Here is a 26,443-nt window from a genome sequence, read left to right as displayed (position 1 = left end):
CGATTCGATGTGACTCGCCCCGGACAGACTGAAACCGGAAACGATTGCCACACCCGCGAGCGAAAACCGGCGGGTTTTACGCCCTCGGTCGACTCAGCACACGTATGAGCCACGACGAGTTTCCGACGGAGCAGCAGGCGGTGGTGACCTGTGGGTTGCCCTACGCGAACGGCGACCTGCACGTCGGCCACCTGCGAACGTACGTGGGCGGCGATTCGTTCGCCCGCGCCTTAGAGACGCTCGGCCAGGAGACGGCCTACGTCTCGGGATCGGACATGCACGGAACGCCGGTCGCCGTCAACGCCGAGCAACAGGGCGTCGACCCCGAGGATTTCGCCCTCGAGTGGCACGAACAGTACGCCGAGACCTTTCCGAAGTTCAACGTCGAGTTCGACAACTACGGACACACCCACGACGAGACGAACACGGAACTAACCCAGGAGATCGTCCGCACGCTCGAGGAGGAGGGCTACGTCTACGAGAAGGAGATTCGGGTGGCCTACGACCCCGTCGCCGACGACCACCTTCCGGATCGATACGTCGAAGGGACCTGCCCGTACTGCGGGGCGAAAGCCCGCGGCGACGAGTGCGACGAGGGCTGTCAGCGCCACCTCGAGCCGGGCGAAGTCGAGGATCCGAAGAGTACGATCACGGGCAACCCGGCCGAGTACCGCGAGCGAACCCACAAGTTCTTCCGCGTCTCGGAGTTCTCGGACTATCTCACCGAATTCCTCGACGGACTCGAGGGCACCTCGAACGCCCGAAACCAGCCCCGTCAGTGGATCGAAGAGGGACTGCAGGACTGGTGTCTCACCCGCGACATGGACTGGGGGATCGATTATCCTGGCGATGCGGAGGAAGACATCGTCCTCTACGTCTGGGTCGACGCGCCCGTCGAGTACATCTCGAGCACCAAGCAATACGCCGAGAGCGCCGAAGGCGAGGGCTACGACTGGGAGCGCGTCTGGAAGGAAGACGGCGAGATCGTTCACGTCATCGGGCGGGACATCATCCAGCACCACACCATCTTCTGGCCCGCGATGCTCGAGGCGGCGGACTACAACGCGCCGCGGGCGGTCGCCGCGACCGGCTTCATCACGATCAACGGCAAGGGCCTCTCGACGAGCCGGAATCGTGCGATCTGGGCGAAGGAGTACCTCGAGGAAGGGTTCCATCCCGACCTGCTGCGATACTACCTGATGACGACCGGCGGCCTCCAGCAGGACGTCGACTTCTCGTGGGACGCCTTCCAGGAGAAGGTAAACGGCGAACTCGTCGGGACGGTCGGCAACTTCTGGTATCGCAGCCTCCTGTTCGCCTACAGAAACTACGAAGGGACGCCGGACGCAGAGGTCTCCCCGGACGTCGAGGACCGCATCGAGGGAGCCATCGGCGAGGTTCGCGAGGCGGTCAACGACTACTCGATCCGCGGGATCGGTCAGGCCGCGACGCGACTAGCCCAGTTCGGCAACGAGTACATCCAGCGCAACGAGCCCTGGAAGCTTACCGACGAAGAGCCCGAACAGGCCGCACAGGTCATCCGCGACTGCGTCCAGATCGCGAAAGCCGTCGGCGTCCTCATCGCGCCGATCACGCCGGACAAGGCCCAGGCGCTCTGGGAGCAACTGGGCGAGGACGGAGCCGTCGAAGACGCGAGGATCGAGGACGCACTCGAGGCACCGCCGCGTCACTTCGCGGAACCCGGCGAACTCTTCGAGAAGATCGAAGACGAGCGCGTCGACGAACTAAACGAGAAGCTCGCAGAACGGGTCGATGCGGCGTCCGACGGTGAACCTGACGGAGACGAGGACGACGAACACGATGAGAACGACGCCGCGGGCGACCTCGAGCCTCTGCTCGAGGACCGGATCGGCTTCGGTGAGTTCCAGGATCTGGACATCCGCGTCGGCCGGATCGAGGTCGCGGAGGGAATCGAGGGGGCGGACGACCTCGCGCGACTCGAGGTCGATATCGGCTTCGAGACCAGACAGGTCGTCGCGGGGATCAAACAGTTACACGACTTAGAGGAACTGACCGGCGAGAAGATCATCCTACTGGCGAACATGGAGCCGGCGGAACTGTTCGGCGTCGAGTCCAACGGGATGATCCTCGCCGCGGGCGACGAGGCGGACCTGCTGACGACCCACGGCGACGCCGAGATCGGCGAGAAGGTTCAGTAACGGCTCGACGAGCGTTCCTTTTGCGAGCGGGTTTGAGACATCCCGTCCCCGAAACCACCTACCGCGTTAGACCGGGAGTCGGACGAAGTTCCAGTAGTACAACAGCCAGCAGAAGCCGGCCATCGCACAGACGACGAGCGTGTAGTGGATCCGCGATCGCCGACTCCAGTATCCCTCGCGCCAGGCGGTGACCGCGTAAAACGCCGAAACTGCCGTTCCGGCGATCCCGAGCAGCGGAAGCACGAACAACACTTCGAACGCGAGCGGGGGATCGCTCAAAAGCGTATACGGGTAGACGAGCAACAGGCCGAAGACGCCGAGTACGAACCCGAACAGGCACGCGATCGTCCCGCCAGCGGTCCAGCGTCCCCATCGACGTGGATCCGACAGCGAATTACTCCGTGTGGTCCGTTTCGCCTCCCTCGAGGAGCCAGACTGTCTCGTCTGACGCGTTTGCCCACCGGACGCTCCGCTCGCGTCCGTTCGTCCGACGGACTCGACGACCGAACTCGAGTCGGCGTTCGACGGTCGGGGGTCGTCCGAACCCGTTTCTATCGCGGCATCCGATTCCGCGTGACTACCCGCTCCCGAGTCTCCGTCGCTTCGAAGCCACCGCCATCCTCGCGCGAGCGGCCAGCCGACGGCTCCGGAGAGCATCCCGAGCGTCGTCGCGCCCGCAACCCCGGCGTGGACGGACATCGACTCGTGCCACGAGCGCCGCTCGAACGCCTGAAAGCCGAGAAAGAGGTATCTGATCTCGCCACCGTCTTCCCCGAACGCCAAGAAGTCGTCGCCGTCTTCCCGCTGAAAGAGGAGCGGTTCGCGTTCGATCCATCGCGTCTCGCCCCCGACTTCGGTTACGAGTGCGCCATCGTCGGCGACGGACACGTCGACCGAACCGGCCTGTGCGACCGACCAGAACTTCGCGGGCTCGGACTCCGAAATCGAGACGCCGCGATAGCTGCCTTCGAGTTCGTCGGCGCGTTCGGGGCGACCGTCGGAGTCGGGAACTGCGTCTTCCGCCGACTCCTCGAGCGGGAGGTATTCCTCCAGAAAGGCGTCGATGAAGTCGGTACCCGCGCCGGCGGCGCTGTCGGTGTTGTACGCGAGAAACAGTCCCAAATCGTGTTCAGGGGCGAGCAGAAGTCGGCTGTGGAACGATCCCGGTATCTGGCCGTCGTGCTCGAGGAGACGGCTTTCGCCGCCGGTGGATTCGTCATCGTCACTGGAGGTTTCGCTAGTGGATTCGTCATTAGCGCTTCCGCCGGTGCCTCGAGACCGCTCGAGAAGCCCGAACGAGAGGCCGTCGAGTCGCTCGTGGTGGGTGAACCACCGGTCGTGCATCTCCTCGACGGTTTCTTCCTCGAGAATCCGGTCGCCGTCGACGACGCCACCGTTGAGGTGGGCGCGCACGAACTGTCCCATCTCCGTTGCCGTCGTGGACATCGACCCCGCGGGGGCGAACTCGAAGTGGAGTCCCGGTGATTCCGTCGGCGTTCCGGTGAGAGTGGTATATCCGGTCGCAACGTCGGTACCGGGTTCGTCGGGGACCGGCTGCTCGAACGTTGCCGTATCCATCCCGAGCGGGTCGAAGACGTTTTCTCGAACGTACCGTTCGAACGGGGTTCCGGTCACGTCGGCGACGACCTGGGCCGCGAGCGCGGCGCCGTAGTTCGAGTACGAGACGATCGATCCGGGTGGACGAACGCGTTCGGGCTGTTCTTCGCTCAGGACCGTCGGAAGCGACCGCACATCGTCGGGGTCTCGCACCCACGTTCCGCCGTATCGTTGCTCGAATCCAGCCGTATGCGTAGCGAGGTGGGCCATCGTGATCGGCTCCCACTCCGTCTCGGGGAGCGGTACTGACTCGAGGTACGTTCTGATGTCTTCGTCCGGATCGATGCTGCCGGCTTCGATCAGTTGCATCACCGCGGTCCAGACGATCGGTTTCGAGACGGATCCGACCCGGAACCGCGTTTCGGCCGCGTCGACGGCCGAGCCGTCGATCGACGCGTCTCCGTACCCGTCCGCGAACACGATTTCGTCGTCGTGAACGACGGCGACGGATGCGCCGACGACATCGTGTTCCTCGAGGTTCCGTCGCATGGTTTCATCGACGAAGGACTCGAGATCATCGAGTTCCTGTAACTCGAGCGAACGACTCCGGCCGGACGACGGCGAGACCGAGTCTGGTTCGTCCGATTGATTCGGTGCGTCCGTATCCGATGCGGCGCGGCCGTTCTGCGGAACGCGACCCGTGATCGATGCTGCACCGAGAAGGGCGGATCCTGCGAGAACGCGCCGCCGGGAACGCGGATTCGACATTGAGTGAGTTGAGTCGTTGTGATCCCGATGACATATGTGTTTGGAGCAATCATTTTCTCCCGAGCAAAGTCGATCCGTGGACGACTTCGGTCGACCGAGACCCATGACCAGACAGCACCAAAAACGGGACGAACGGCCCGTCGATCCGTTCAAATCCCTGGGAAACGAAACCCGTCTCGAGATTCTTCGGGCGCTCTACGAGCACCGCCAGACGGCCGCCGTCACCGGTGATCGACTTCCGTATTCGACGCTCAGAGAGCGGGTCGGCGTGGGGGATAAGGGGAACTTCAACTACCACCTCAGACAGCTTCGCGAGCAGTTCGTCGAGGAGGGCTCAGAGGGGTATCGTCTGACCTTCGCCGGGTTCGAGATCGCGAAAGTGATCGATATCGACGCCTGGCGGTCTCACGAGGAACGCGGACCAGTTCCAGTCGGCGATGTAGGCGAGGGAGACGGTGCTGCGGACACAGGCACATCTTCTGCCAATACCGAGACGCCTGGTGAAACGCTCGACGCGTCGATGACCGCAGTTTACGAAGATAGCATCGTCAAGATTAACCGAGGAGAGACGCCCCTGTTCGCACACGCCGTTCGCCCGGTCGGCGCAGCGGATCGTGAGATGTCCGACCTACTCGACGTCGCCTCGACGCTGTGGCGTCACACGATCGAGCAGATACTCGAGGGGATCTGTCCCTACTGTCACACGACAGTCGAGCGGGAGCTTACGATCGGACCGGATGGACCGTGGGAGTACTCGTTTTCGGCGAAGTGCCCCGAATGCGGCCCGCTGGGCGGGTCACACGTCGGAACTGTACTCCTCAGACATCCCGCAGTCGTCTCGTTCTATTGGGACCACGATATCGACCTCCGTAACCGCCGATTCTGGGAGTTTTCGTTCATCGATGACGAGGCCGTTACCGTTCTCGACGCAGAGCCACTCGAGTTACAGATCGTCCTCGAACTCGACGGCGATCAGCTCGCCGTCACAATCGACGACGACGCACACGTCGTCGACACGAAGCGTTCGAGCTCGCCGGTGTGACGTTCAAACTCGCCGATGTGAGTGAGAGATGTGGAATCGTCGTACTGAAAACGGATGTTCTCGCTCAGACCTCATCGACGAGCTGTGCGAACTCGTCGGTGTCGATAATTTCCATCGTCTCGGCCTCGAGGCCGTGCCTTCGTAGCGTCAGCGCGGACTTGAACGCGCTCTCGCGGTCGGGTGCCTCGAAGATTACCAGAAAGTCGTGGCTCCCGAGCATCGCGTAGGAGTCGACGAGTTCGGCCTCGTGTTCGGTGAACTCGCCGCGTATTTCGCCCCAGATCGAGGCCAGTTCCTGGACGTTCTGTACGTCTCGGTCGGCGACATCGACGAACGCGGTATAGCTGGGCATCACCGGCGCTACTGGCGTACAGTGGAAAACGTTTTGGCCGAAACACGTTGGCACGAAGATAGACTCGAATTCGAGTAAGTCACCACAGGTTTTTTGCGGTGCTCGCGCTACCACCGGGCATGAGAAACGCAAAGATCGTCTGCACGCTCGGTCCCGCGACCAGCGACCGGGCGACGATCGCCACGCTCGCGGACGCGGGTATGTCGGTGGCGCGGCTCAACGCCAGCCACGGAACGCCCGAGGATCGAGCCGAGCTAATCGATCGCGTGCGAGCCGTCGACGAGGAGAAAGACCGACCGGTGAGCGTCATGCTCGACATGAAGGGGCCGGAGATCCGAACCGCCCCGCTGCCCGAAGCCGAGACCGTCACGCTCGAGACGGGGTCGGAGATCCGGTTCGTCGAGGGCGACACCGCGACGGGCGAGGAAATCGGGCTGTCGCTTTCGATCGATAGCGTCGAAGCGGGCGACCGGATCCTGCTCGACGACGGCCTGATCGAGACGACCGTCATAGAGCGCGACGCCGACGGGATACGAGCGCGGGTCGAAACGGGTGGCGAACTCGGCGGTCGAAAGGGCGTCAACGTCCCCGGCGTCGACCTCGGCCTCGATATGGTCACCGGTAGCGACCGCGCCGACCTCGAACTCGCCGCGGAGAAGGACGTCGACTTCGTCGCGGCGAGTTTCGTTCGCGACGCTGGCGACGTCTACGAGGTCAACGAAGTGCTCGAGGAGGCGGGTGCCGACATTCCGATCATCGCCAAAATAGAGCGCGTCGGTGCCGTCGAAAACTTAGACGAGATCATCGAGGCGTCCTACGGCGTGATGGTGGCTCGCGGCGACCTGGGAGTCGAGTGCCCGATGGAGGACGTCCCGATGATTCAAAAACGGATCATCCGGAGGTGTCGGGAAGCCGGCTGTCCGGTCATCACGGCCACGGAGATGCTCGATTCGATGGTCCACGCGCGCCGCCCGACTCGAGCGGAGGCATCGGACGTCGCGAACGCCGTGCTCGACGGCACCGACGCGGTCATGCTCTCGGCCGAAACCGCGGTCGGCGACTACCCGGTCGAAGTCGTCGAGACGATGGGGAGCATCATCAGGGAAGTCGAGAACTCAGCGGAGTACGCGGAGGTCCTAGAACAGCGCGTCCCGGCCGCCGGGGAGGCCCGTACCGACGCGCTGGCTCGATCGGCCAGATTTCTCGCGCGGGATATCGGCGCGGACGCCATCGTCGCGGCGACCGAATCGGGCTACACCGCGCTCAAAACGGCGAAGTACCGTCCCGGCGTGCCGGTGGTCGCGTCGACGCCGAGCCACGACGTTCGCCGGAAACTCACGCTCTCGTGGGGCGTCATCCCGCTGTACGCCAGCGTCTCCGATCAGGGTGCCGACGCGGTCGTCGAGCGGGCGGTGCAGGCGGCACTCGACGCCGGGGTCGCCGACAGCGGCGATACCGTCGTCGTGCTCTGTGGCATGATGACCGAACTCGAGGGAGCCAACACGACCAACATGCTGAAAGTCCACGTGGCCGCCGACGCGCTGGCGACCGGACGGGTCGTCGTCGACGGGCGCGTTTCCGGTCCGCTCGCGCCGATTTCGGACGGCGATCTCTCGGCGATACCCGGCGGAGCGATCCTCGCGATCGATCCGGATTTCGACGACGAACTATCCGGCGACCTCGAGAAAATCGGCGGTATCATCGACGCGAGTCCGGGGATGACCGGCTACCCATCGCTCGTCGCTCGAGAACTGGACATCCCGATGGTCAGCGGTGCGGATCTCACGGACGTCGAGCCGGGAACGACGGTAACGATCGACGCAGAGCGTGGAGTCGTCTTCCAGGGCGCGGTCAGGGGCCGTACCGACCGACCGAACTGAGCCGTTCGACCGCGGGTTTTTGACGACGCGGGTAGTATCACGTGGTATGACAGAGGAGCCGTCCGGCCCCGATCCGGACGACGAGCGCACGGACAAGACCGGTGACGGCGAGACGTCACACAGGGACGAATCGGACACCGAACGCGATCCCTTCGACGAGACGTTCATCGTCAAGGAAACGAGAGAAACGCACTCCTCACAGGATACGGGTTCCTCGCGGGAGACGGATTCCCCACAGGACGCCGATTCCTCGCGGGACGCCGACGACGCTTCGCCGGCCGATCGATCGTGGCTCGACGAATCCCGTCAACAGGACACCGACCAGCAAGACGACGAATGGGGGCGCATCCCGATCGATCTCGACGGTGAAGACGAAGACGCTGTCTCCGATAGCGACGATGATGGCCAAGCGCCGGCGGACGATGAGATGGTCCCGGAGCCGAGTTCGACGCCGATCGTCTCCGGAGAGCCAACGCTCGAGGGAGCAGTGTTCGTCGTGTTAGGTGCCGTTGCGATGGTACTGGTGTTGTTCCGTCTCGGTTCGGTGATGTTGGGATGACAGCGGCGGTAAACATTTAATCGGGGCGAGACCTTAGCTCCACGCATGGTGGAACCTCTCCTCACGAATATCCCGCTGTTGTTGTTCACGGCGGGGCTCGTCATGATGGTCCTCGAGGCCCTCTCGCCGGGTGCACACCTCATCGTAATCGGTGTCGCCCTGGCGGGTGCCGGGCTCATCGGGTTGCTCGTCCCCGGCGGTCTCGATACGATCATCCTCGCGGGACTGACGCTGGCTATCGGCGCCGTCGCCGCCTACGTCTACCGCGAGTTCGACTTCTACGGCGGCAAAGGCACTGCCCGGACGAAAGACTCCTCGTCGCTCGCAGGATCGACCGGATACGCGACCGAAGAGATCACGAGCCGCGGGGGCGAAGTCAAACTCGAGGCCGGTGGATTTACCCCGTTTTACAGCGCTCGAACGACCAGCGGCACCATCGAGGAGGGTGAAGAGATCATCGTACTCGACCCCGGCGGCGGTAACGTACTGACGGTCGAAGCGATGGGCTCGATCGAAGCGGACGAAATCGACCGCGCGCTCGCTCGCGAGTCAGACGCTGACGCGTCGGGCGACACTGACGACGACGCCGATTCGGCGGATATTGAGGCAGACGACATTGAAACAGACGATGACGAGACGACTGACAAAACGACGACCGCCGGCGATACCGACGATTCGATGACCGAAACCGAGTCGAACTAATGTCACGACTGGCGAAATGTCTCTCGAACAAGGGAACGCTTTTTAGCTCGCCGACATAACCTCGTTCTATGCTTCCGGAACTTATCCCGCTGCAAGGAGCAGCCACCGTCGGACTGGTAATCGGTGCCCTCGTTCTCGTCGTGGTGATCGCTGCACTCTTGAGTGCAGTCGAAATCGTCGACGCGTACGAAAAACGCGCGTTGACCGTCTTCGGCGAGTACCGCAAACTCTTAGAGCCCGGTATCAACATCATCCCGCCGTTCGTCTCGCGAACGTACCGGTTCGATATGCGAACCCAGACGCTCGACGTGCCGCGTCAGGAAGCGATCACCCGTGACAACTCGCCGGTGACCGCCGACGCAGTCGTCTACATCAAAGTGATGGACGCGAAGAAGGCCTTCCTCGAGGTCGACGACTACAAGAAGGCAGTCTCGAACCTGGCCCAGACGACCCTTCGGGCCGTCCTGGGTGATATGGAACTCGACGACACGCTCAACAAACGCCAGGAGATCAACGCGAAGATCCGCAAAGAACTCGACGAACCGACCGACGAGTGGGGAATCCGCGTCGAGAGCGTCGAGGTCCGCGAGGTCAACCCGTCCAAAGACGTCCAGCGCGCGATGGAACAACAGACGTCCGCCGAGCGAAAACGCCGCGCCATGATCCTCGAGGCCCAGGGTGAACGCCGCAGCGCCGTCGAGAAGGCAGAAGGTGACAAGCAATCCGAAATCATCCGCGCACAGGGTGAAAAACAGAGCCAGATCCTCGAGGCACAGGGTGACTCGATCTCGACCGTGCTACGTGCTCGCTCGGCCGAGTCGATGGGCGAACGCGCCGTCATCGACAAGGGGATGGACACGCTCACAGAGATCGGTCAGAGCGACTCTACGACGTTCGTCCTACCACAGGAACTCACCTCGATGGTGGGCCGCTACGGCAAGCACCTCACCGGCAGCGACGTCGAATCCGACGGCACCGAACTCGACAGCCTCGAGTTCGACGAGGAAACCCGCGAACTGATCGGCCTCGACGACATCGCCGAGATCATCGGCGAAATCGACGAAGAAGCCGAGATGGATCTCGAGGCGATGGAAAAACAGGCACAGGCCATCAAGGAAGGGAAAGACGCCGGAACGATCAGCGACCCGGACGACGTCATCGAAGAGATGGACCAGTCGTTCGAGGGTGAGGACGTGCAGGCCGAGACGGAGACGGACTCATAGGCTGCAGTGAACGACGCGGAGCGAAACTCGTTTTACCGTTGGTCGCGTTACGATCAGTAGATAGTTATGACATCGCCCAGGGGGGTCGACGAAGAGAAGCGATCGACCCTGCGCCGATTCGCGGCCGTCGGCGCTGCCTCCCCGCTTGCCGGGTTTTCTGAGTCGGCCGAAGCCGATACCGGTGAAAGCGATGTTCGCGACGCGATCACCGGCTACCTCTCGACGACGCCGGGTGCACACTTCTCGAAGATTCGCGACGACCTCCAGCTCGGGACGGGCGAAACCCAACATCACCTCAGGCGACTCGAAGAACTCGACGCCGTCGAACAGTACAGCGACGGCGATTACAAGCGGTTCGTGCTCACGGGCCGGTTCGACGAGTTCGAGAAGAACGCCCTCGGCTACCTGCGCCGCACGACGGCGCGTGGCATGTTGATCGAATTACTTCGCGACCCTGACTCGAGCGCGGGCGACCTCGCCGAGTCACTCGAGGTGTCCCCGCCGACGGTGAGCAAGTACGCTGGCAAACTCGAGGAGGTTGGTCTGTTATCCCGCGAAGACGGCTACAGCGTCGAACGCCCCACGACCGTCCTGTTGTTGCTAATCCGTCACGCAGATTCGTTCGGCAAACGGGCGACGGCCCTCGCGCGAGAGTCCGACGCACTGCTCACGTACGATGGCTAAACGCCAGTAAATCGACTTGCAATCTGTTCTCACGCCGGTCGCTCGATCGAATGACCGGGATCGAATCGAAGCGCCGGGAAATCACCGCGAGCCCGCAGTCTCGAGCAGGTCGAGGAGTTCGGTGAGCGACTCGAGTTCGTAGTCGGGTTCGGCTGGGAGTTCGGTCGAACGGTTGTGTGACCGTCTAACGAACGCGGTTTCGAGATCGGCGTTCTGTCCGGCAGTAATGTCGACGCCGGAGTCGCCGACGTAGAGTCCACCGTCGACGCCGAGTTCGTCGAGGGTCTCATCGAGATAGTAGGGATCCGGTTTCCGTCGCTGGTAGCCGTCCATCGACGGGTCGCGGCCACGGACGGACTCGAAGCCGAACTCGAAGTGGTCACCGACGAACTCGGCCGTGCGGTGGCGGTTGTTCGTCACCAGCGCAGTCGTCGTTCGCTCGGCGAGTTCGGGCAATACCTCGACATCGTCGTAGACGCCGCGCTCGCCGGAGCGAACCCGTTCGTGAGTGAGTTCGGACGCACGATAGTCTTTCAGTTGCCAGAACTCGTCGGGATCGATTCCGTGCGTAGCTGCGTGATCGGTGATGATGTCGGTATCGAACCCGCGGAACGCCTCGCGCTGTTCGGAAGCCGGATCGATACCGAGTTCGGAGAGGGCATACGATGTCGCATCCGCGTAGACCTGCGGGTCGGTCCGCGGTCCCTCGAGGATGACGCCGTCCATGTCGAAGAGGATCGCCTGCATGATTTGTAGAGTCGTCCCGACGAGTGAAGTCATATTCGAAGCAGAAACCCGTCATTTCACGCGGTAATACTCACGTATGTTGAGAAAAACGGTCGCTCGAGAGAGAGAGAAACGCGTCGATACAGGGACATTCTGATCGAAAGACAACGGCTACCGCGATGAAAATTTCAGTGCCGACGAGATCGGGCGTTCCGCGCTCGCTTCTCAGACGTTTACTTTCCAGGTCGTACTCGAGGAGTAGCCCCACTTCTCGATGTCGACGTCGTACTCGCTGTTCTGGAGGGCAGTGATGTTCGACCCGACCTCTTTGGCAGTCATACCGAGTTCTTTGCCGATCAGCCGCGATTTGAAGTAGGTCTTCGTTGCGGCGTTCTCCCGGAGATACTGCAGGATCTGGCGTTGTTTACTCGTGAGGTCGGAGGCCATTGCAGTGCTCATACTCACGAGGACGCCAGCTTCGACCTTAGGGGGTTTGGTACGTCCAGTTAATGAACCGCAGTCGGGCGATTTTCGGGGGCGGTAATGGACGAATAATCTGATGGAAAGGCCTCGTTGGTACGGCCGGTTAATACATCCGAGTTGGCGACTCTCAGAAAGCGAGAACGGTCCGGCGATGGAATGTGTGGCCGAGGTTCAAAATCGTCTACGGTCCCAGGAAGGATCTGCTCGAGCCCCAGCCCCGGCTCTGTGACTCGTCAGTCGGATTCGTAGTGTGTCGTGACGAACGGGCCGAACGCGCACGCGACGGCTTCGGCCAGCGCCTGCGTTCGGGAGGTCAGTCCGCCCGTGAGCGCGCCGGCAGCGCCCGCTGCCTCCGCGATGTTGTCCGTCCCGAGCCGGTCGTCCATAACGGGGCCGAGTTCCTCGCCCGCGTCGAGGCGGGCTCCGATCGAGTCAGGTAACCGAAGCGACGGGCCGCTCGCGACCTCGAGGCGCTCCCCGTCGGTGACGCAGGCCCACATGATGAGCCGAACGCCAGGAGCGCACTCGAAGCGCGTAACGCCTCCCTCGAGTCCAACGCCGTAGCCCGCGTCGGTCGCCTCGAGCGCTCTCTGCGCCCGGTTTCTGGCCCCCGTGACCGTCTCCTCGACGGACGATGGCTGTTCGCTCACGCCGGAGTCGACGGAGACGGAGACGACCGATCCCTCGAACTCCTCGAGTACTCGTTCGACGGCGCGTTGCTTGACCGGGTTCGTGCTCCCGACGGCGACGTGCATGTGCGAGAAGAGGACGCGTGATCGTTGTGTAGTTTACTCTCCGTAGGGCGTGACCCTGATTTCGAACCTGATTTGAATGTTTTGATAATTCATACCACTTCCGACGAATTACCTGTTTTCGAGCGTTGTGAGCTATGGATTCCGAAACCCTTATCTCCCGAGTCTCAGAACGGGAAAGGTAACGAATCCGTCCGGCTTTTCCGTGTCGTCTCGCCGGGCCGTATCCGCCATCGTATGACCAACGCAACCTCAAACACCAGAGTACGTCGTAGCGAACAAGAAACAACCGAGGAGGCAGACGAAGCCGAACAGAGCAGCCTCGACTGTCCCGAGTGTACGGGCAATCTCGTCGTCGACGACGAACACGGCGAGACCGTCTGTGAAGACTGCGGGCTCGTCGTCGAGGAGGATTCTGTCGACCGCGGTCCGGAGTGGCGCGCGTTCGACGCCGCCGAGAAGAACAAGAAGTCCCGCGTCGGCGCACCGACGACGAACACCATGCACGACAAGGGGCTGTCGACGAATATCGACTGGCGCAACAAAGACGCCTACGGTAACTCGCTTGGCTCCCGACAGCGAGAGAAGATGCAGCGCCTGCGCAAGTGGAACGAGCGCTTCCGGACCCGCGACTCCAAGGAGCGTAACCTGAAACAGGCGCTTGGCGAAATCGACCGGATGGCCTCGGCGCTCGGTCTACCGACGAACGTCCGCGAGACGGCGTCGGTCATCTATCGGCGCGCACTTAACGAAGACCTGCTTCCCGGTCGCTCCATCGAGGGCGTCTCGACAGCGTGTGTCTACGCCGCCGCGCGTCAGGCGGGCGTCCCCCGAAGTCTCGACGAGATCGCAGACGTCAGCCGCGTCGAGAAAAACGAGATCGCACGCACCTACCGTTACGTCGTTCGCGAACTCGGCCTCGAGGTCCAGCCGGCCGATCCGGAGAGCTACGTGCCGCGGTTCGCGTCGGGACTCGAGCTCTCGGACGAAGCCGAACACCGCGCGCGAAGTCTGCTCCAGAACGCAAAGGAAAAGGGCGTCCACTCGGGCAAGTCGCCGGTCGGCCTCGCCGCCGCCGCCGTCTACGCCGCCGCCTTGCTGACCAACGAGAAGACGACGCAGGCGGCCGTCAGCGACGTCGCCGACATCTCCGAAGTGACGATCCGAAACCGGTATCACGAACTGCTCGAGGCCGAGGAAACGCTCGGAGCGGCCTAACGTTCTGTCGAACCCTGGGTGTCGAAAACTCGCCGCGAATACCGTCAGCAGTCGGTTTTTCTTCGAACGAGCCCACACAACGAGTGACTGTCCGGTTGTAGGGAAACCGGAAGGTTAAGTGGCCGTCACCCCGAAATCAATCCAGAGACATGACCTGGATCCGTGCGATATCCGCTGCGATCCTCTCGATTATTATGCCCGGCGCGGGACACGTTTTGCTTCGCGATTGGGCTCGTGCCCTTCTGTTCGGCGGGTTATTCACGCTTGGTGTCTACTTCTTCGTGCCGATGGAACTGCTCATGGAGGCCGAATCAATGGGCGCCATGATGGAGACGATGGAAACGGAAACGAGCATGGTGAACCAGTTCTTCCTGATGTTCATCGTATTGTTCGCGACGGTCGACTCGACGTTTCGGGCGCTCGGGCTCCCGCCGACTAGCTCGGGGAACACCGACGGGCCGACCTGCCCGGCCTGCGGGAAGGAACTCGACGAGGACCTCTCGTTTTGCCACTGGTGTACGACTCGGCTCGAGGCACCCGAAGAAGACTCGGACCTGCTCTAAGAGTCTTGTTCGTCAACGGATACACACTGCGTCGATCCGCTACTTCTCGATGATGCTCTCTTCGACGGCTTCGCCGAAGTGTCGCGCCGTATCCTCGTAGTACAACAGGAGTTGATCGCCAGCTTCGAGATCCGTCACCGCCGTTCGTCCCTCCGCGGTCGGGACCTTGATCGTCTCTGCGTTCTGGAGCAGCGTTTCGATGTGGTCGCCGTCGTCGGTCTCGAGAGCGACCCGGAACATCGGCCGTTTCTCGATTTTGACGCGGCCGACGATCGCTTCGCGGGTGTTTCCCTCGAGGTCGACCAGTTGGACCTCGTCGCCGCTCTGGAGTTCGGAGAGGTACTTCGTCCCGCCGTCTGGAGTCCGGACGTAGGCGTGGACCGCGCCGGCGTTGACCCGGAACGGACGCGAGGCGACGTACGGCGATTTGGCGGTTTCGGCGTGGACGAACACGAGTCCGCGACTCATCGAGCCGACGAGCATTCCCTCGTCGTGATCGAGCAAGCTGCCGGTATCGACGCAGACCCGGTCCGCGCTGCCGATCTGTTCGATATCGACGACTTCGGCGTACTCCAGATCCAGATTCTCTCGTTCCGCTTCGTCGCGAACTTCGACGGTGCGGCGGATTTCGTCGGGGTCGTCCGAGTCGAGCAAGACGGCGTCTGCACCGATCTCGAGCGTTTCGAACGCGGTTTTCGCTCCGTCGGCGCTCGTGACGCCCGCGACGAGGGTGGTCTCCTCGCCGATTCTGGCGATCAGGTTCTCGAGCGGGATGATCGTCCAGTCTTCGCCGGCGACGATGGTATACTCGGCTTCGGTCGCGGCCGTTTCCGCGAACTCCTCGTACTCTTTGCCGAGAATGCGCACGTAGGATCCCCAGTCGACGCTGCCGTTCCGCCGGAGCGTCGAGAGATCCGCCGATCCCGAAAAGTCGTTGGGGAGGTCGACGGTGCCGTCACCCTCGCCTTCCTTGCCGACGACGACCGTATCGGGTTGTGCGGTCGTCGTCTCGTCTTCGGCGTTGTCGATGAGCGACACGTCGCCGTCGGTGCGAAACGCCGCGACGTTGATGTCGCCGAGTTCGCGGACGCGTTCGACGTCGTCTTCGTCGACCAGTACCCAGTCTGCGCCCGCCTCGAGTGCGGTCGTGATCCGCTCGCGGCGGTCGTCCCAGTCGCCGACGGTATCGTCGGCTTTTATCCAGACAGCTCTCGTCATAACTCGACCCTCGAAGGGGAGTGGCTTGAACGTGGCGAATTCGACAGTCGTCGCCGGAGTATCGGTCCCGGCGAAAGGTTCAGGGTGTCGACGCCGCTAGACGGGGTAGATGTCGTACGACGCGATCTGTTTCGACCTCGACAGCACCCTCTGCGAGCCGATCGAGGACCGAGACGCGCTGCTCGAGACCACCTTCGAACGGGCCGGTGTCGAGCAGTTCTGTACCACGGCCCAGCTACGGTACGCCTCGCGGGACCTCCCGACCGCCGACACCGACCGGCAGTTTTTCGAACACCTTTTTTCGACGGCCGCCGAGCAGGCTGGAGTGGCCCCCTCGGTCGCCCCTGATCTCGCGGGCGCCTACCTCGAGACGGTCGACCCCGCACGGGTTCGCTTTCGCTCCGGCGCTGAGGCCGCACTCGAGCTCGCGGCCGAACGCGGACCCGTCGCGCTGATCACGAACGGGGGCGAGGAGACGCAGTCGAAAAAGCTCGCGGCGCTCGGACTCGCGGACACCTTCGACGCGAAGGTGTTCGTCGATCCGAAAAACGGCGTCCCGCCGAAACCGGACTCGACGCCGTTCGAACTGGCGCTGTCGGCGCTCGAGGTCGAGCCGAACGAAACGTTACACATCGGCGACAACCTCCACGCGGATGTCGCCGGGGCGAACGCGATGGGCATGGATTCGGCGTGGATCGACCTCGGCCACGGAACCGAACTCGAACACGAGCCGACCTATCGACTCACGTCGCTCGAGGAGTTCGAATCGATCGTCTGAACGCAGTTCGCGTTCCACAACGACCCCAAACAGTTCGCCGATCGGGAAACGGTTCCAGCCGGCCGCAGGGAAAAACGCAGCCGGTTAGAGTTGCGGAACGTACGCCTGGTTGACGACGACGCGGTTCTCGGGTCTGTCGGTCGCCTGTTTGATCTGCGTGAGCACACCCGCGGCAGTGGCGATGTCGTCCGGCAGTTCGAACGGATCGTGATCCTGATCGGCTCGCTTGCGACACGTCTGAAAGAACGCCGCGAACGCCGATTCGGTCTCGACGGGGAGGTAGACGATCTCGACGGACGATCCGGCGTCGCGATCCGATGCGTCGGCGTCGGCCGTCTCGTTCGCGCCGCCTGTCTCACTCGCTTCGTCCGTCTCGCTCCCAGCGTTCGAACGCCCTGATTCGCCTCCAGAGGCTTCCTCGTCGTCGACGAATTCCAACCAGTGCTCGAGGATCGGTTCGACCGTCTGTCGCGGCGCTTGCATCCGTTCGGTCCACGCGTCCGCGTCGATCGAATCGCTCTCGAGGACGGACTCGAGTGACGCCGCGGGCGATTCCTCGCCGTCGTCCGCGTAGGGCGTCTCGCGCTCGAGATCGACGAGGTCGGCGAAGGCCTCGAGTTCGGCCCGTCGGATCGGAACGACGTACGCGATCTCGTGACTGTCCGCAGAAACGGTGTAGGTCACGTCGTATCGATCGCTCGTGAAGCGGGCTCGCTCCCCGTCGGTGTCGTCACCGTTCCGTCCGAGCATCAAATCGAGGACTCTCATACCGGAAGGAGACGAACGAGCAAATAAAGTCTTGTGAGAACGGCCGCCGTGGTCGCCTGCGCAGTCACCACTCTTCCTCGAGCGCGGCCTTCGCACCGCCGTAGCCGCTGGCAGACCGCCAGGTTCGGCCGCTCTCTGCGTGTTCGACTTCGTAGTCGCTGCCGCACTCGCCACAGCAGTAGTTGTCCGGCGCTTTCACGGGGCCTGATGCGCGGTGGCGATGGGCCTCCCAGTCACAGTCAGAAGCGAGACAGCGGATCACGTACCGCGGTTCGGCGAACGTTTCGCAGTGTCGCGGCGCGTCGAGTTCGCCGGCCCGCGTTCGAAACCGTTGTCCGTGGCCCGATTCGCCGAACTGCTGGAACTCCCAGGCGTGGACGAGTTCGTGGCGAACGACGGCCGCGAACGTCTCCCAGTCGTAGGTCTCGTAGGCTCGTCGAGTGAGGACGATCGTCGCGACCTCGCGCTCGCGGTCCCAGCGACAGGCCCCCGCGCGGCGGCGCGCTCGCGTCGAGACCTCCCACTCGACGCGCGCTAAGTCGACGGCGATATCGACGTCTCTCGCGTGGATTCGCGCTCGAGCGAGTAACTCGTCGTCGATCGTCAACGTCTCGCCGTCTGTCACGACCGGGGCAAACGAACGGAAGTACTGTAGTGATTTCGGTCCCTCACCGCTTGCTACGTGAGCTCACCGCTAATCGAACGGAACAAGTATCGTACGCAGCCGAAACCGACTCAGAGAATCAGGCCTCGAGCGCGAGCCCGGCGGTCGCTAACGCGTCGTCGACGGAGAGATCGTCGTGAACGACGCCCGCGACGGCCGTGGCGATCGCTTCCGGATCCTCGTGCTGGAAGATCGAGCGCCCCATCGAGATGCCCGCGCCGCCCGCATCCATCGCGCCTCGAACCATCTCGATCGTCTCACGGTCGGTTCCTTTGGATCCGCCAGCAATGACGACCGGGAGCCGGGTCGATTCACAGACGTGTTCGAAGCTGTCCGCGTCGCCGCTGTAGCCGGTTTTGACGACGTCCGCGCCGATCTCCTCGGCGAGTCGGACCGCGTGGCCGAGCGCCTCGGGATCCGCGCCGTCGACGTCCGGGCCGCGGGCGTAAGCCATCGCGAGGACGGGAATTCCGTAGCGAGCGGCCTCGGAGGTTACTTCGGAGAGTTGCGTGATCTGGTCCGGTTCGTGGTTCGAGCCGACGTTGATGTGAAAGGAGACCGCGTCCGCACCGACCCGAATCGCGTCTTCGACGGTGCCGGTGAGGCGTTTGTCGTTCGAATCGGGGCCGATAGAGGTAGAGGCGTTGAGGTGGACGATGTATCCCTTCCCGTTTTTGTTCTCGTGGACGCGGGGAGCGATCCCTCTCTGGGTCAACACGGCGTCTGCGCCGCCGCGTGTCACCGCGTCGATGGTCGATTCGATGTCTTTGAGGCCCGTTACCGGACCCAGTGTGATGCCGTGGTCCATCGGGACGATGACGTAGTTGCCGTCCGTCCCGATCCTGTCGAGTCGCGCGTCAGTTCCGGTAGTCATTGTGGTTCTGTAGCAAGCTTCGAGTTATGGATGTTCTGGTTCTGGCAGTCTTTCCGCGCCGCGGCGCGCGCCCGCTTTGAGTTCTCGAGCTTTCTCCTCGAGCCGATCCGCGGTCTCCTCGACGGGGCGGTCGTCTTCGTGGCCCTCGGCGACGATGTCGACGAGCGCGCTCCCGACGATGATCCCGTCGGCACCAGCCGCGGCGATGCGCTCTGCGTGTTCGCCGGTTTTTATTCCGAAGCCGACCGCCTTCGGAATCTCCCAGTCGGCAAGTCGCTCGAGACTCTCGCCGGTCTGATCGGAGACGTCGTCGCGCGCGCCGGTCGCGCCGAGTCGGGCCTGCACGTAGACGTATCCCGACACGCGCTCCATCATCCGCTCGAGACGGTCGCCGCGAGTCGTCGGCGCGACGATGAAGACGAGGTCGAGTCCGAACTCGTCGCAAGCCTCCCGGAGCGGTCCGGCCTCCTCGGCGGGCAGGTCGGGGACGACGAACCCCTCGAGGCCGACCTGGGCGGCCCGTTCGACGAACGAACGCGGGCCGTCGGAGGGACCGTACTGGTAGATCAGGTTGTAGTAGGTCATACAGACCAGCGGGACGTCGACGTCGAGGTCCGAGACGAACTCGAAAAAGCGGTCGGGCGTCATGCCGGCCTCGAGCGCGCGCGTGACCGCCCCCTGAATCGTCGGCCCTTCCGCCATCGGCTCCGAGAACGGCAGGCCGAGTTCGATCAGATCCGCGCCGCCGCGGGCCAGCGCCTCGACGTACTCGAGGGAGGCCTCGTAGCTCGGGTCGCCGACGGCGAGATACGGGATGAACGCCCCGCCGCCGTCGAACGCCGTCGCGATGGCGTCCGTCTCGGTTGGGGACCCTTCGCCGCTTTCCGCATCGGTGGCTTTCGCGTCGGCGGCTTCCCCGGCGTCGTCGACCATCAGATCCCACCTCCAGTTTCGAAGACGGACATGTCTGGAGCGCTCTCGAGACCCCGTTTTTCGGTCTCCTCGATCACCGTCTCGAGGTCCTTATCGCCCCGTCCGGAGACGTTGACGATGACGGTCTCGCCGAGGTCCTCGCCCGCCTCGAACGCCTCGTGAAGGTAGCCGAAGGCGTGGGAGGTCTCGAGGGCGGGGATGATCCCCTCGTCGGTCGAAAGCCGGTGGAACGCCTCGAGCGCCGCCGTGTCGCCGACGGTGACAGGCGTCACGCGACCCTCGTCGACGAGGTGTGCGAGTTCCGGGCCGACGCCCGAGTAGTCGAGGCCGGCGCTCACGCTGTGTGACTCCATGATCTGGCCGTGTGAGTCCTGCAAGAGCGTCGTTCGCGCGCCGTGGAGGATCCCCTCGTCGCCGGTCGACAGCGTTGCGGAGTTGGGTGCGACGCCCGCCTCCTCGTCGACCTCGAGCGAGGAGCCGCCGGCCTCGACGGCGTAGAGGTCGACTGATTCGTCGGACACGAAGTGATGAAACGCGCCCATCGTATTCGAGCCGCCGCCGGCACACGAGACGACCGCGTCCGGCAGGCCGCCGAGTTGCGCTCTCGCCTGTTCGCGGGCTTCCTCGGAGATGACGGCCTGAAAGTCACGAACCATCGCCGGGAACGGGTGCGGACCGACGACGCTGCCGATCACGTAGTGGGTCCGTTCGACGGTTCGAGACCACTCGCGCATCGTCTCCGAAATCGCCTCCTTGAGCGTTCCGCGGCCGATGTCGACGGGGTTGACCTCGGCCCCGTTGATCCGCATCCGAAAGACGTTCGGCCGCTGGCGGTTCACGTCGGTGCGACCCATGTAGATCTCACAGGGCATGTCGAGGTGGGCCGCCGCCATCGCCGTCGCGGTGCCGTGCTGGCCCGCGCCGGTCTCGGCGATGATCCGCTCTTTTCCCATGTACTTCGCGAGCAGGACCTGCCCGAGCGCGTTGTTGAGTTTGTGCGCGCCGCCGTGGACCAGATCCTCGCGCTTGAGGTAGATCTCGCTGTCGTAGCGCTCGCTCAGTCGATCTGCCCGCCCCAGCGGCGTCGGCCGGCCGCCGAAGTTCCGAATCCGTCGCTCGAACTCGTCCATGAACCCGTCCTCGTTCTCGAGGACGTACCGTTCGTAAGCGTCCTCGAGTTCCTCGAGTGCGGGCATCAACGCCTCGGGCACGTACTGTCCGCCGTAGCGGCCGAACTGGCCGTCGGCCGCCGTTCGATCCGCCGATTCGCCGTCTCGTTCGCGTTCGGTTTCGCTCATACTCGTGTTAATCTCCTGGTGTTTTCGGCGATGTCGACCTCGTCCGTGTTCGCGTGATCCATGATCGCACTACCGATCAGCAGTGCGTCGGCACCCGCCTCCCGCATCCGCCGCACGTCCGCCGGGTCCGACACGCCGCTTTCGGCGATCAGCGTCACGTCGTCGGGGACCGCGGGCGCGACCCCCTCGAACGTCCCGAGATCGACCTCGAGTTTCGTCAGATCGCGGTTGTTGACGCCGATGATCGAGGCGTCGGCCTCGAGGGCCGCCTCGAGTTCCGCGGCGTCGTGGACCTCGACCAACGGCTGGAATCCCCGGTCGCGGGCGGCCGCGACCAGCGCCGGAAGGTCGTCGACGAACCGCGCGATCAGGAGGATGAGGTCTGCTTCGACCACGTCCATCTGTGACTCTCGAAGGACGAAATCCTTCCGAAGCACGGGAACGTCGACGGCGGCCCGAACGCGTCGCAACGCCTCGGGCGAGCCATCGAAGTGGGTCGGTTCGGTCAACACCGAAATCGCGCTCGCGCCGCCCTCGACCATCGCCCGGGCCAGTTCGACGGGATCCTCGTCCCGCGTTCCATCGCTGGTCGGACTCGTCGGCTTGACTTCTGCGATCACCGGGACTCGATCCTCGCGTTCGGCCCGCTCTATCGCGTCGGGAAGCGAACGCGCCTCGACGGAGACTCGACCGTCGCTGGCGGGCGTTCGTCCGCCAGATGGCCCGTCGTCGCCCTCGCTTCGGCCTCGCTCCCGGGCAGCCTCGAGGATAGATCGGACTGCGGGTGCGACGTTGCTTTCGGAGTTCATTATTGTACACCGACGTACTGATATGTACATAAGGCTTGCGCCATTGGGCTGTGGCTGGCGAATATTCAAGTCCACGCCACCCCGAAGGGACCGTATGGAGGACGTCACCGACGCAGGGATCTACGCGCGCGAGTCGCCGTACCTCGAGCGGTTCGTCCAGATCGGGGTCGCGAGCGGGCGCGTGTTGCGGGTCACGTTCCCGGACGCGCCCGACGAGGACGCCGAATCGGACCATCCGATTCTCGACGAACTCGACGAGTATCTCGATGGTCTCGAGGAACCGGACTTTTCGGACGTGACCGTCGCACTCACCGTTCCGACCGACCAACGCGAGGTGTTAGAACAGGTCCGGACGATCCCGTACGGAGAGGGAACCGACGTGGCGGGGCTCGCTCGAATGACCCCCGGCCTCGACCCGGACGAGCAGGCCGACGTGACCCTCGTTCGAACCGCACTGGCGGAAAATCCGGCACCGATTCTCATCCCCGACCACCGAATTCGGGACGGTCCAAGCGCCGCGCCGCCGGCGGTCGAACAGAAGCTTCGATCGCTCGAGGGACTGTAACCGAGAGCGCGAGTACGCCCCGCTGTCCTATTCCGGTCGGTTCAGGTTGCGTTCCACACCAGAAACAAGTAGAGTCCGATTCCGAGCGTGACCAGCAGCGACGCGAGCAGGTTGAACAGTTGTATGCTGGTGAGCAACCACAGAAATTGTGCGAGTCCGCCGCCGATCAACGCCCCTGCAGCGCCCGTGATTAGCCTCGAGTTCCCCGCCTGTCGTGCCAGAAGCGCGCCGATCCCGAGCGCGATGGCACCGAACACCACCTGTGCGGCGACGATCGCCAGCGGAACGTTCGCTACCGTGCCGATTACCAACAATAGAAAGTAGAGTCCGACGCCGATCGCAACCGGCCGCGACGCCCCTTCGAGTTTCACCATGGATCACTCGAGGTTGTCGGTCGCCTTAGCTTTCGAGGGTTTCAACGGGAAAATCGTCCGTGCAGGCAAGCAGCCATCATCCGCCGCGTTCGAGCACCGCGGCCCACTCGAAGCCGATCCCTTCGTGGACGACGAACTCGAGGGCGTTGATCAGGTAGTGTGCGACGACGACGACGAGCAAGTTTCCGGTGAGGACGAACGCCGCGGCGAGTACGAACCCCAGCGCGCCGGTCACGAGGATGCCGACCGACCCCTGCATACCGTGGCCGAGGCCAAAGGCGATCGAGGAGACGACGGCCAGCAGCCACGGTGAGATCCCGAATCCTGCCTCGAACACGCCGATCAGCGCCGCTCGGAAGAGCAACTCCTCGAAGACGGCGATGATCGGCAGGACGAACGCCAGCAATATGATCCAGCCGGAGATCGAATCCGGGCCGAGTATATCCCGAAGCTGCTCGTCGTGCTCGAAGCCGACCCAGGTCGAAATCGCGGCACCGATCTCGTTTGCGAGGTAGAGTGCGATTCCAAAGCCCGTGCCGAGGGCGAGCCCGGCGAACAACCACGAGCGAGAAATTTCGAGGCCGAGCGCCTCGAGCGGGATATCGGTGTAGATCGCGGCCCCGATCAACACGACCGCGAAGACGCCCTGTGAAAGCGCGACGTTGGCCAGCACCATCCCCGTCGACATGTCGGCTGGATCGGGCGGTGTCGACTCTACAGAAGGCGACTCATCGAGAGGAGCGTCTGCTGCGGACGATTCAACGTGCACACCGCGGTGTTGATCGCCCGCGTGGTGCTGGTCGTCTCCGTGGTTCTGATCGTCTCCGCGGTGCTGGTCGCCCGCGCTCGGCGGCAACTCAGTATCGGTTGCAGCCGGACTCGAGCGGTCTTCGTCGCCACCAGTCGGTCGGTCCGCGGCGCGATCGTCGGGGACGCCACTCGAGGCTGTCCCGCGTGCGGTCGATTCTCTGACGGACTCGTCGCCGTCTCCGTCGCTCGAGTCGGTCCGAAACGCGCCCGATCTGTCGGACGAATCCGCTGAATCCGGCGTCTCCTCGAACGCCGACTGCGTAAGGTGAGAAAGAACCAGCAACACGACGAGGACGGCGATCGTTCCGCCGGCGAACACCGTCCAATTGGGCATCTATTGCGGACTCGGGTTCGAGCTCCCGGTCTGGGAAACCTGCGGATCGAACGCCGATTCGGTGATCTGCTTGAGGCGGTTGAGCAGCGAGTCCTTCTCGGGCTGGCCGATCAACGCGACCTCGAGCACTTCGCTGATGTTCGAGCACGGGATGATCTCGATCATGTCTTCGTACTCGTCTTCGATCATCACGTCCTGTTCGTTCGTTTCGGGGATGATTACCTTCTTGCAGCCCGCTTTCGCGGCGGCCTCGATCTTGTGGGTCACGCCGCCGACCGGGAGGACGTCGCCGCGCACCGAGAGCGAGCCGGTCATCGCGACCGTCTGATCGACCGGAATGTCCTCCAAGGCGGAGATGACGGCCGTTGCCACCGTAATCGAGGCGGAGTCGCCGTCGACGCCCTGCTGGCCGGCCTGGACGAACTGAATGTGAACGTCCTTCTCCGAGAGGTTGACGTCGGAGAACTTCTTGATGATCGCCGAGACGTTCTGGACCGACTCTTCGGCCATCTCCTTTAACTGGCCGGTCGCGATAACCTGTCCCGGACCCTGTGCGGGGGCGATTTCGGCCATGACGGGGAGCATAATACCCGAGTCCTGGCCCATGACCGCGAGTCCGTTGACGCGGCCTTCGACGCCGTCTTCGGTGACCTGCAGTTCGTAGTCCTTGCGCCGTTCGATGTAATCGTCGGCGAGCTGTTGCTCGATCGATCGCGAGCGATCTTTGGCCTGCAGGACATCCTCGCGGTTGGTGAACTCGCGGTCGTCCGCGCGGGCGATGTCGCCTGCGACGCGAACGAGGCCGCCGAGTTCACGCATGAGCAAGGAGAGGTGGTCCTTGCGACCCGCGCGTCGTTTGGCCTCGAGGATGACCTCTTTTGCGGCTTCGCGGTCGAAGTGTGGAAGCCGGCCGTCGCGTTCGATCTCCTGGGCGATGAAACGGACGTACTTGCGACGCATTTCGGGCGTCTCCTCGATGGTGTCGTCCATGTACACCTCGTATCCGTACCCCTTGATACGGGATCGGAGTGCGGGGTGCATGTTCTCCATCGCGTCCATGTTACCCGCAGCGACCATGACGAAGTCACAGGGGACGGGTTCGGTCTGGACCATCGCGCCCGAGGAGCGCTCGGACTGGCCCGTGATCGCGAACTCGCCCTCCTGAATCGCAGTCATCAGCTTCTGCTGGGTCCGGACGTCGAGGGTGTTGATCTCGTCGACGAACAACACGCCCTTGTTCGACTTGTGGATCCCGCCGGGTTCCACGCGGTCGTGGCTCGGGGTCTCCATGCCGCCGGACTGGAACGGGTCGTGGCGAACGTCGCCAAGCAGCGCGCCGGCGTGGGCACCCGTCGCGTCCTCGAACGGAGCCGTTCGCTGGTCGCTGTTGTCGACGATCATGTTCGGTACCATCGCGTCCGTTCCACGGGACGTGTACCTGAAGAACAGCCAGATAACCACAGCTGCGATGATTCCGAGCAACGGACTCGCGCCGGAGAGAATCGTGTACCCGATGACGATCGCGATGATGATCCACATCAGGATCGAGCGCATCTGGTTGCGCTTTCGGGCTTCTTCCTTGTGGGCGTCGATGATCTGTTCTCCCTTCCCGGCCGGTACCGTTCGAACCTTCGGCTCGTTGCCGTCGTCGGGGTTGTGATAGACGAGAACGTCCTGAAGATCCTCTCGAGGGAGCAACTGGCTCATCGCTTTCGCCAGCATCGACTTACCCGTCCCGGGCGAGCCGATCATCATCACGTGCCGGCGCTGTTTGGCCGCTTTGATGATGATGTCTCGCGCTTCGTCCTGTCCGATCACCTGATCGACGAGGCGGTCGGGCACCTCGATATCGGCGGTCGAATCGATCTGGAGGCCGCCCAGCAAGTCGTCCTCCGCGATCGATTCGTCGATTTCGACGCCCGGATCGACGTCGACCGAACTGCCGAGGTCCTCGACGGTTTCGATGTCGTCTTCCTCGTCTGCCTGCTGTTCGTCATCGAAGCTATCGTCGTCCGACCCGCTCACCTGGTCACCCCGGTCGTCCCGGGTTTCGTTGTCAGCGTTGCGTCCCTCATCCTCGGAACCGATGTCGCCGCGGATCCCATCGGGTTCCCCGTCGGCGTCGTCGCCGCCCTCCTCGAGCGACTCGTCCGCTCCCTGACGATCCGCTGTCGGCGGCTGCAGGGGGTCTTCGGGAGGGTCGTCAACATTCGTGTCGTTACTCATAGAATGCTATTCAGTACCTGTTTCGAAGGGATTGGGACTGATATACTTTCTCCATACGGTAGCTGGCACGCCCCCAGGCGAGAAGCGCTCTCTCCGTCGATTT

26 protein-coding genes are annotated in these 26,443 nt (G+C 63.4%); 11 read left to right on the top strand and 15 right to left on the bottom strand.

The annotated features are described in order from the left end of the window. The first annotated feature begins 104 nt into the window (after positions 1-104). Positions 105-2,180 (top strand): methionine--tRNA ligase, encoded by a 2,076-nt coding sequence (gene metG, locus HALLA_RS02975; RefSeq protein WP_049951994.1) that lies wholly within the window; start codon positions 105-107, stop codon positions 2,178-2,180. Between the two features lie 66 nt (positions 2,181-2,246). Here metG and HALLA_RS02970 read toward each other — a convergent pair whose 3' ends face one another. Next, positions 2,247-4,505: a serine hydrolase domain-containing protein gene (locus HALLA_RS02970; RefSeq protein ID WP_049951993.1), complete on the bottom strand. Its 2,259-nt coding sequence runs from the start codon at positions 4,503-4,505 to the stop codon at positions 2,247-2,249. 103 nt (positions 4,506-4,608) lie between these two features. Between HALLA_RS02970 and HALLA_RS02965 the strand changes: the two genes are divergently transcribed. Continuing rightward, the gene (locus HALLA_RS02965; RefSeq protein WP_049951992.1) at positions 4,609-5,547 is read left to right on the top strand and encodes a winged helix-turn-helix domain-containing protein; all 939 of its coding nucleotides are present in this window, start codon (positions 4,609-4,611) and stop codon (positions 5,545-5,547) included. A gap of 64 nt (positions 5,548-5,611) precedes the next feature. Here the strand turns inward: HALLA_RS02965 and HALLA_RS02960 are convergent, their stop codons facing one another. Further along, positions 5,612-5,899 (bottom strand): GYD domain-containing protein, encoded by a 288-nt coding sequence (locus HALLA_RS02960; RefSeq protein ID WP_049951991.1) that lies wholly within the window; start codon positions 5,897-5,899, stop codon positions 5,612-5,614. 119 nt (positions 5,900-6,018) lie between these two features. On the opposite strand from HALLA_RS02960, the gene pyk reads away from it, so the two are divergent. The 5 genes from pyk (at position 6,019) to HALLA_RS02935 (ending at position 10,947) form a co-directional block, all read left to right on the top strand. Then, the gene (gene pyk, locus HALLA_RS02955; protein WP_049951990.1) at positions 6,019-7,779 is read left to right on the top strand and encodes a pyruvate kinase; all 1,761 of its coding nucleotides are present in this window, start codon (positions 6,019-6,021) and stop codon (positions 7,777-7,779) included. Positions 7,780-7,825: 46 nt separating this feature from the next. Then, positions 7,826-8,338 carry a DUF7312 domain-containing protein gene (locus HALLA_RS02950; protein WP_049951989.1) on the top strand — a complete coding sequence of 171 codons (513 nt, stop codon included), beginning with the start codon at positions 7,826-7,828 and terminating at the stop codon, positions 8,336-8,338. A gap of 45 nt (positions 8,339-8,383) precedes the next feature. After that, a complete protein-coding gene (locus HALLA_RS02945) occupies positions 8,384-9,040 on the top strand; it encodes an NfeD family protein (protein ID WP_049951988.1) in 657 nt (218 codons plus the stop codon). 68 nt (positions 9,041-9,108) lie between these two features. Next, the gene (locus tag HALLA_RS02940) at positions 9,109-10,263 is read left to right on the top strand and encodes an SPFH domain-containing protein (protein WP_049951987.1); all 1,155 of its coding nucleotides are present in this window, start codon (positions 9,109-9,111) and stop codon (positions 10,261-10,263) included. Between the two features lie 66 nt (positions 10,264-10,329). Next, positions 10,330-10,947: a winged helix-turn-helix transcriptional regulator gene (locus tag HALLA_RS02935; protein ID WP_049951986.1), complete on the top strand. Its 618-nt coding sequence runs from the start codon at positions 10,330-10,332 to the stop codon at positions 10,945-10,947. Positions 10,948-11,028: 81 nt separating this feature from the next. On the opposite strand, the gene HALLA_RS02930 is transcribed toward HALLA_RS02935, so the two are convergent. The 3 genes from HALLA_RS02930 to yjjX all read right to left on the bottom strand — a co-directional run bounded on the left by HALLA_RS02930 (position 11,029) and on the right by yjjX (position 12,911). After that, a complete protein-coding gene (locus tag HALLA_RS02930) occupies positions 11,029-11,694 on the bottom strand; it encodes an HAD family hydrolase (RefSeq protein WP_049951985.1) in 666 nt (221 codons plus the stop codon). 204 nt (positions 11,695-11,898) lie between these two features. Continuing rightward, positions 11,899-12,132, bottom strand: a complete 234-nt coding sequence (locus HALLA_RS02925; RefSeq protein WP_084568913.1) for a DUF7123 family protein — start codon at positions 12,130-12,132, stop codon at positions 11,899-11,901. Between the two features lie 257 nt (positions 12,133-12,389). Next, positions 12,390-12,911 (bottom strand): inosine/xanthosine triphosphatase, encoded by a 522-nt coding sequence (gene yjjX / locus HALLA_RS02920; protein ID WP_049951983.1) that lies wholly within the window; start codon positions 12,909-12,911, stop codon positions 12,390-12,392. Between the two features lie 234 nt (positions 12,912-13,145). Here yjjX and HALLA_RS02915 point away from each other — a divergent pair, with 234 nt between their 5' ends. Then, entirely contained in the window at positions 13,146-14,126 is a 981-nt protein-coding gene (locus HALLA_RS02915; RefSeq protein WP_049951982.1) for a transcription initiation factor IIB, read from the top strand. Positions 14,127-14,275: 149 nt separating this feature from the next. Continuing rightward, positions 14,276-14,689, top strand: a complete 414-nt coding sequence (locus tag HALLA_RS02910) for a DUF7575 domain-containing protein (protein WP_049951981.1) — start codon at positions 14,276-14,278, stop codon at positions 14,687-14,689. Positions 14,690-14,728: 39 nt separating this feature from the next. Here the strand turns inward: HALLA_RS02910 and HALLA_RS02905 are convergent, their stop codons facing one another. After that, positions 14,729-15,907, bottom strand: coding sequence for a 3-dehydroquinate synthase II (locus HALLA_RS02905; protein WP_049951980.1), 1,179 nt, complete (start codon positions 15,905-15,907; stop codon positions 14,729-14,731). Positions 15,908-16,016: 109 nt separating this feature from the next. On the opposite strand from HALLA_RS02905, the gene HALLA_RS02900 reads away from it, so the two are divergent. Further along, the gene (locus HALLA_RS02900) at positions 16,017-16,685 is read left to right on the top strand and encodes an HAD family hydrolase (protein ID WP_049951979.1); all 669 of its coding nucleotides are present in this window, start codon (positions 16,017-16,019) and stop codon (positions 16,683-16,685) included. An 84-nt stretch (positions 16,686-16,769) separates the two neighbouring features. Here HALLA_RS02900 and HALLA_RS02895 read toward each other — a convergent pair whose 3' ends face one another. The 6 genes from HALLA_RS02895 to trpC form a co-directional block, all read right to left on the bottom strand. Beyond that, positions 16,770-17,453 (bottom strand): hypothetical protein, encoded by a 684-nt coding sequence (locus HALLA_RS02895; RefSeq protein ID WP_049951978.1) that lies wholly within the window; start codon positions 17,451-17,453, stop codon positions 16,770-16,772. A gap of 64 nt (positions 17,454-17,517) precedes the next feature. Continuing rightward, positions 17,518-18,078: a SprT-like domain-containing protein gene (locus tag HALLA_RS02890; RefSeq protein WP_049951977.1), complete on the bottom strand. Its 561-nt coding sequence runs from the start codon at positions 18,076-18,078 to the stop codon at positions 17,518-17,520. A 118-nt stretch (positions 18,079-18,196) separates the two neighbouring features. Next, complete coding sequence (locus tag HALLA_RS02885; protein WP_049951976.1) at positions 18,197-18,991, bottom strand: 2-amino-3,7-dideoxy-D-threo-hept-6-ulosonate synthase; 795 nt, start codon at positions 18,989-18,991, stop codon at positions 18,197-18,199. A gap of 24 nt (positions 18,992-19,015) precedes the next feature. Next, positions 19,016-19,924: a tryptophan synthase subunit alpha gene (gene trpA / locus HALLA_RS02880; RefSeq protein ID WP_084568912.1), complete on the bottom strand. Its 909-nt coding sequence runs from the start codon at positions 19,922-19,924 to the stop codon at positions 19,016-19,018. Continuing rightward, entirely contained in the window at positions 19,924-21,222 is a 1,299-nt protein-coding gene (gene trpB, locus HALLA_RS02875) for a tryptophan synthase subunit beta (protein ID WP_049951975.1), read from the bottom strand. Before trpB ends, trpA begins: the two co-directional genes overlap by 1 nt. Beyond that, positions 21,219-22,031: an indole-3-glycerol phosphate synthase gene (trpC, locus tag HALLA_RS02870; protein ID WP_049951974.1), complete on the bottom strand. Its 813-nt coding sequence runs from the start codon at positions 22,029-22,031 to the stop codon at positions 21,219-21,221. The genes trpB and trpC overlap by 4 nt, the downstream gene beginning before the upstream one ends. A gap of 94 nt (positions 22,032-22,125) precedes the next feature. Here trpC and HALLA_RS02865 point away from each other — a divergent pair, with 94 nt between their 5' ends. Beyond that, positions 22,126-22,596, top strand: coding sequence for an MGMT family protein (locus tag HALLA_RS02865; protein ID WP_049951973.1), 471 nt, complete (start codon positions 22,126-22,128; stop codon positions 22,594-22,596). Between the two features lie 41 nt (positions 22,597-22,637). On the opposite strand, the gene HALLA_RS02860 is transcribed toward HALLA_RS02865, so the two are convergent. From HALLA_RS02860 to lonB, 3 genes are all read right to left on the bottom strand, one after another. Beyond that, the gene (locus tag HALLA_RS02860) at positions 22,638-22,970 is read right to left on the bottom strand and encodes a hypothetical protein (protein WP_049951972.1); all 333 of its coding nucleotides are present in this window, start codon (positions 22,968-22,970) and stop codon (positions 22,638-22,640) included. 76 nt (positions 22,971-23,046) lie between these two features. Further along, positions 23,047-24,114 carry a CPBP family intramembrane glutamic endopeptidase gene (locus tag HALLA_RS02855; protein WP_049951971.1) on the bottom strand — a complete coding sequence of 356 codons (1,068 nt, stop codon included), beginning with the start codon at positions 24,112-24,114 and terminating at the stop codon, positions 23,047-23,049. Next, on the bottom strand, positions 24,115-26,340 hold the full coding sequence (lonB, locus tag HALLA_RS02850) for an ATP-dependent protease LonB (RefSeq protein WP_049951970.1): 2,226 nt from the start codon (positions 26,338-26,340) through the stop codon (positions 24,115-24,117). Positions 26,341-26,443 lie beyond the last annotated feature (103 nt).

Source organism: Halostagnicola larsenii XH-48, from assembly GCF_000517625.1.
GTDB classification, from domain to species: Archaea; Halobacteriota; Halobacteria; order Halobacteriales; family Natrialbaceae; genus Halostagnicola; species Halostagnicola larsenii.
Note: the sequence above shows the minus strand (reverse complement) of the source record. Positions and strands in the feature narration are given on the sequence as shown.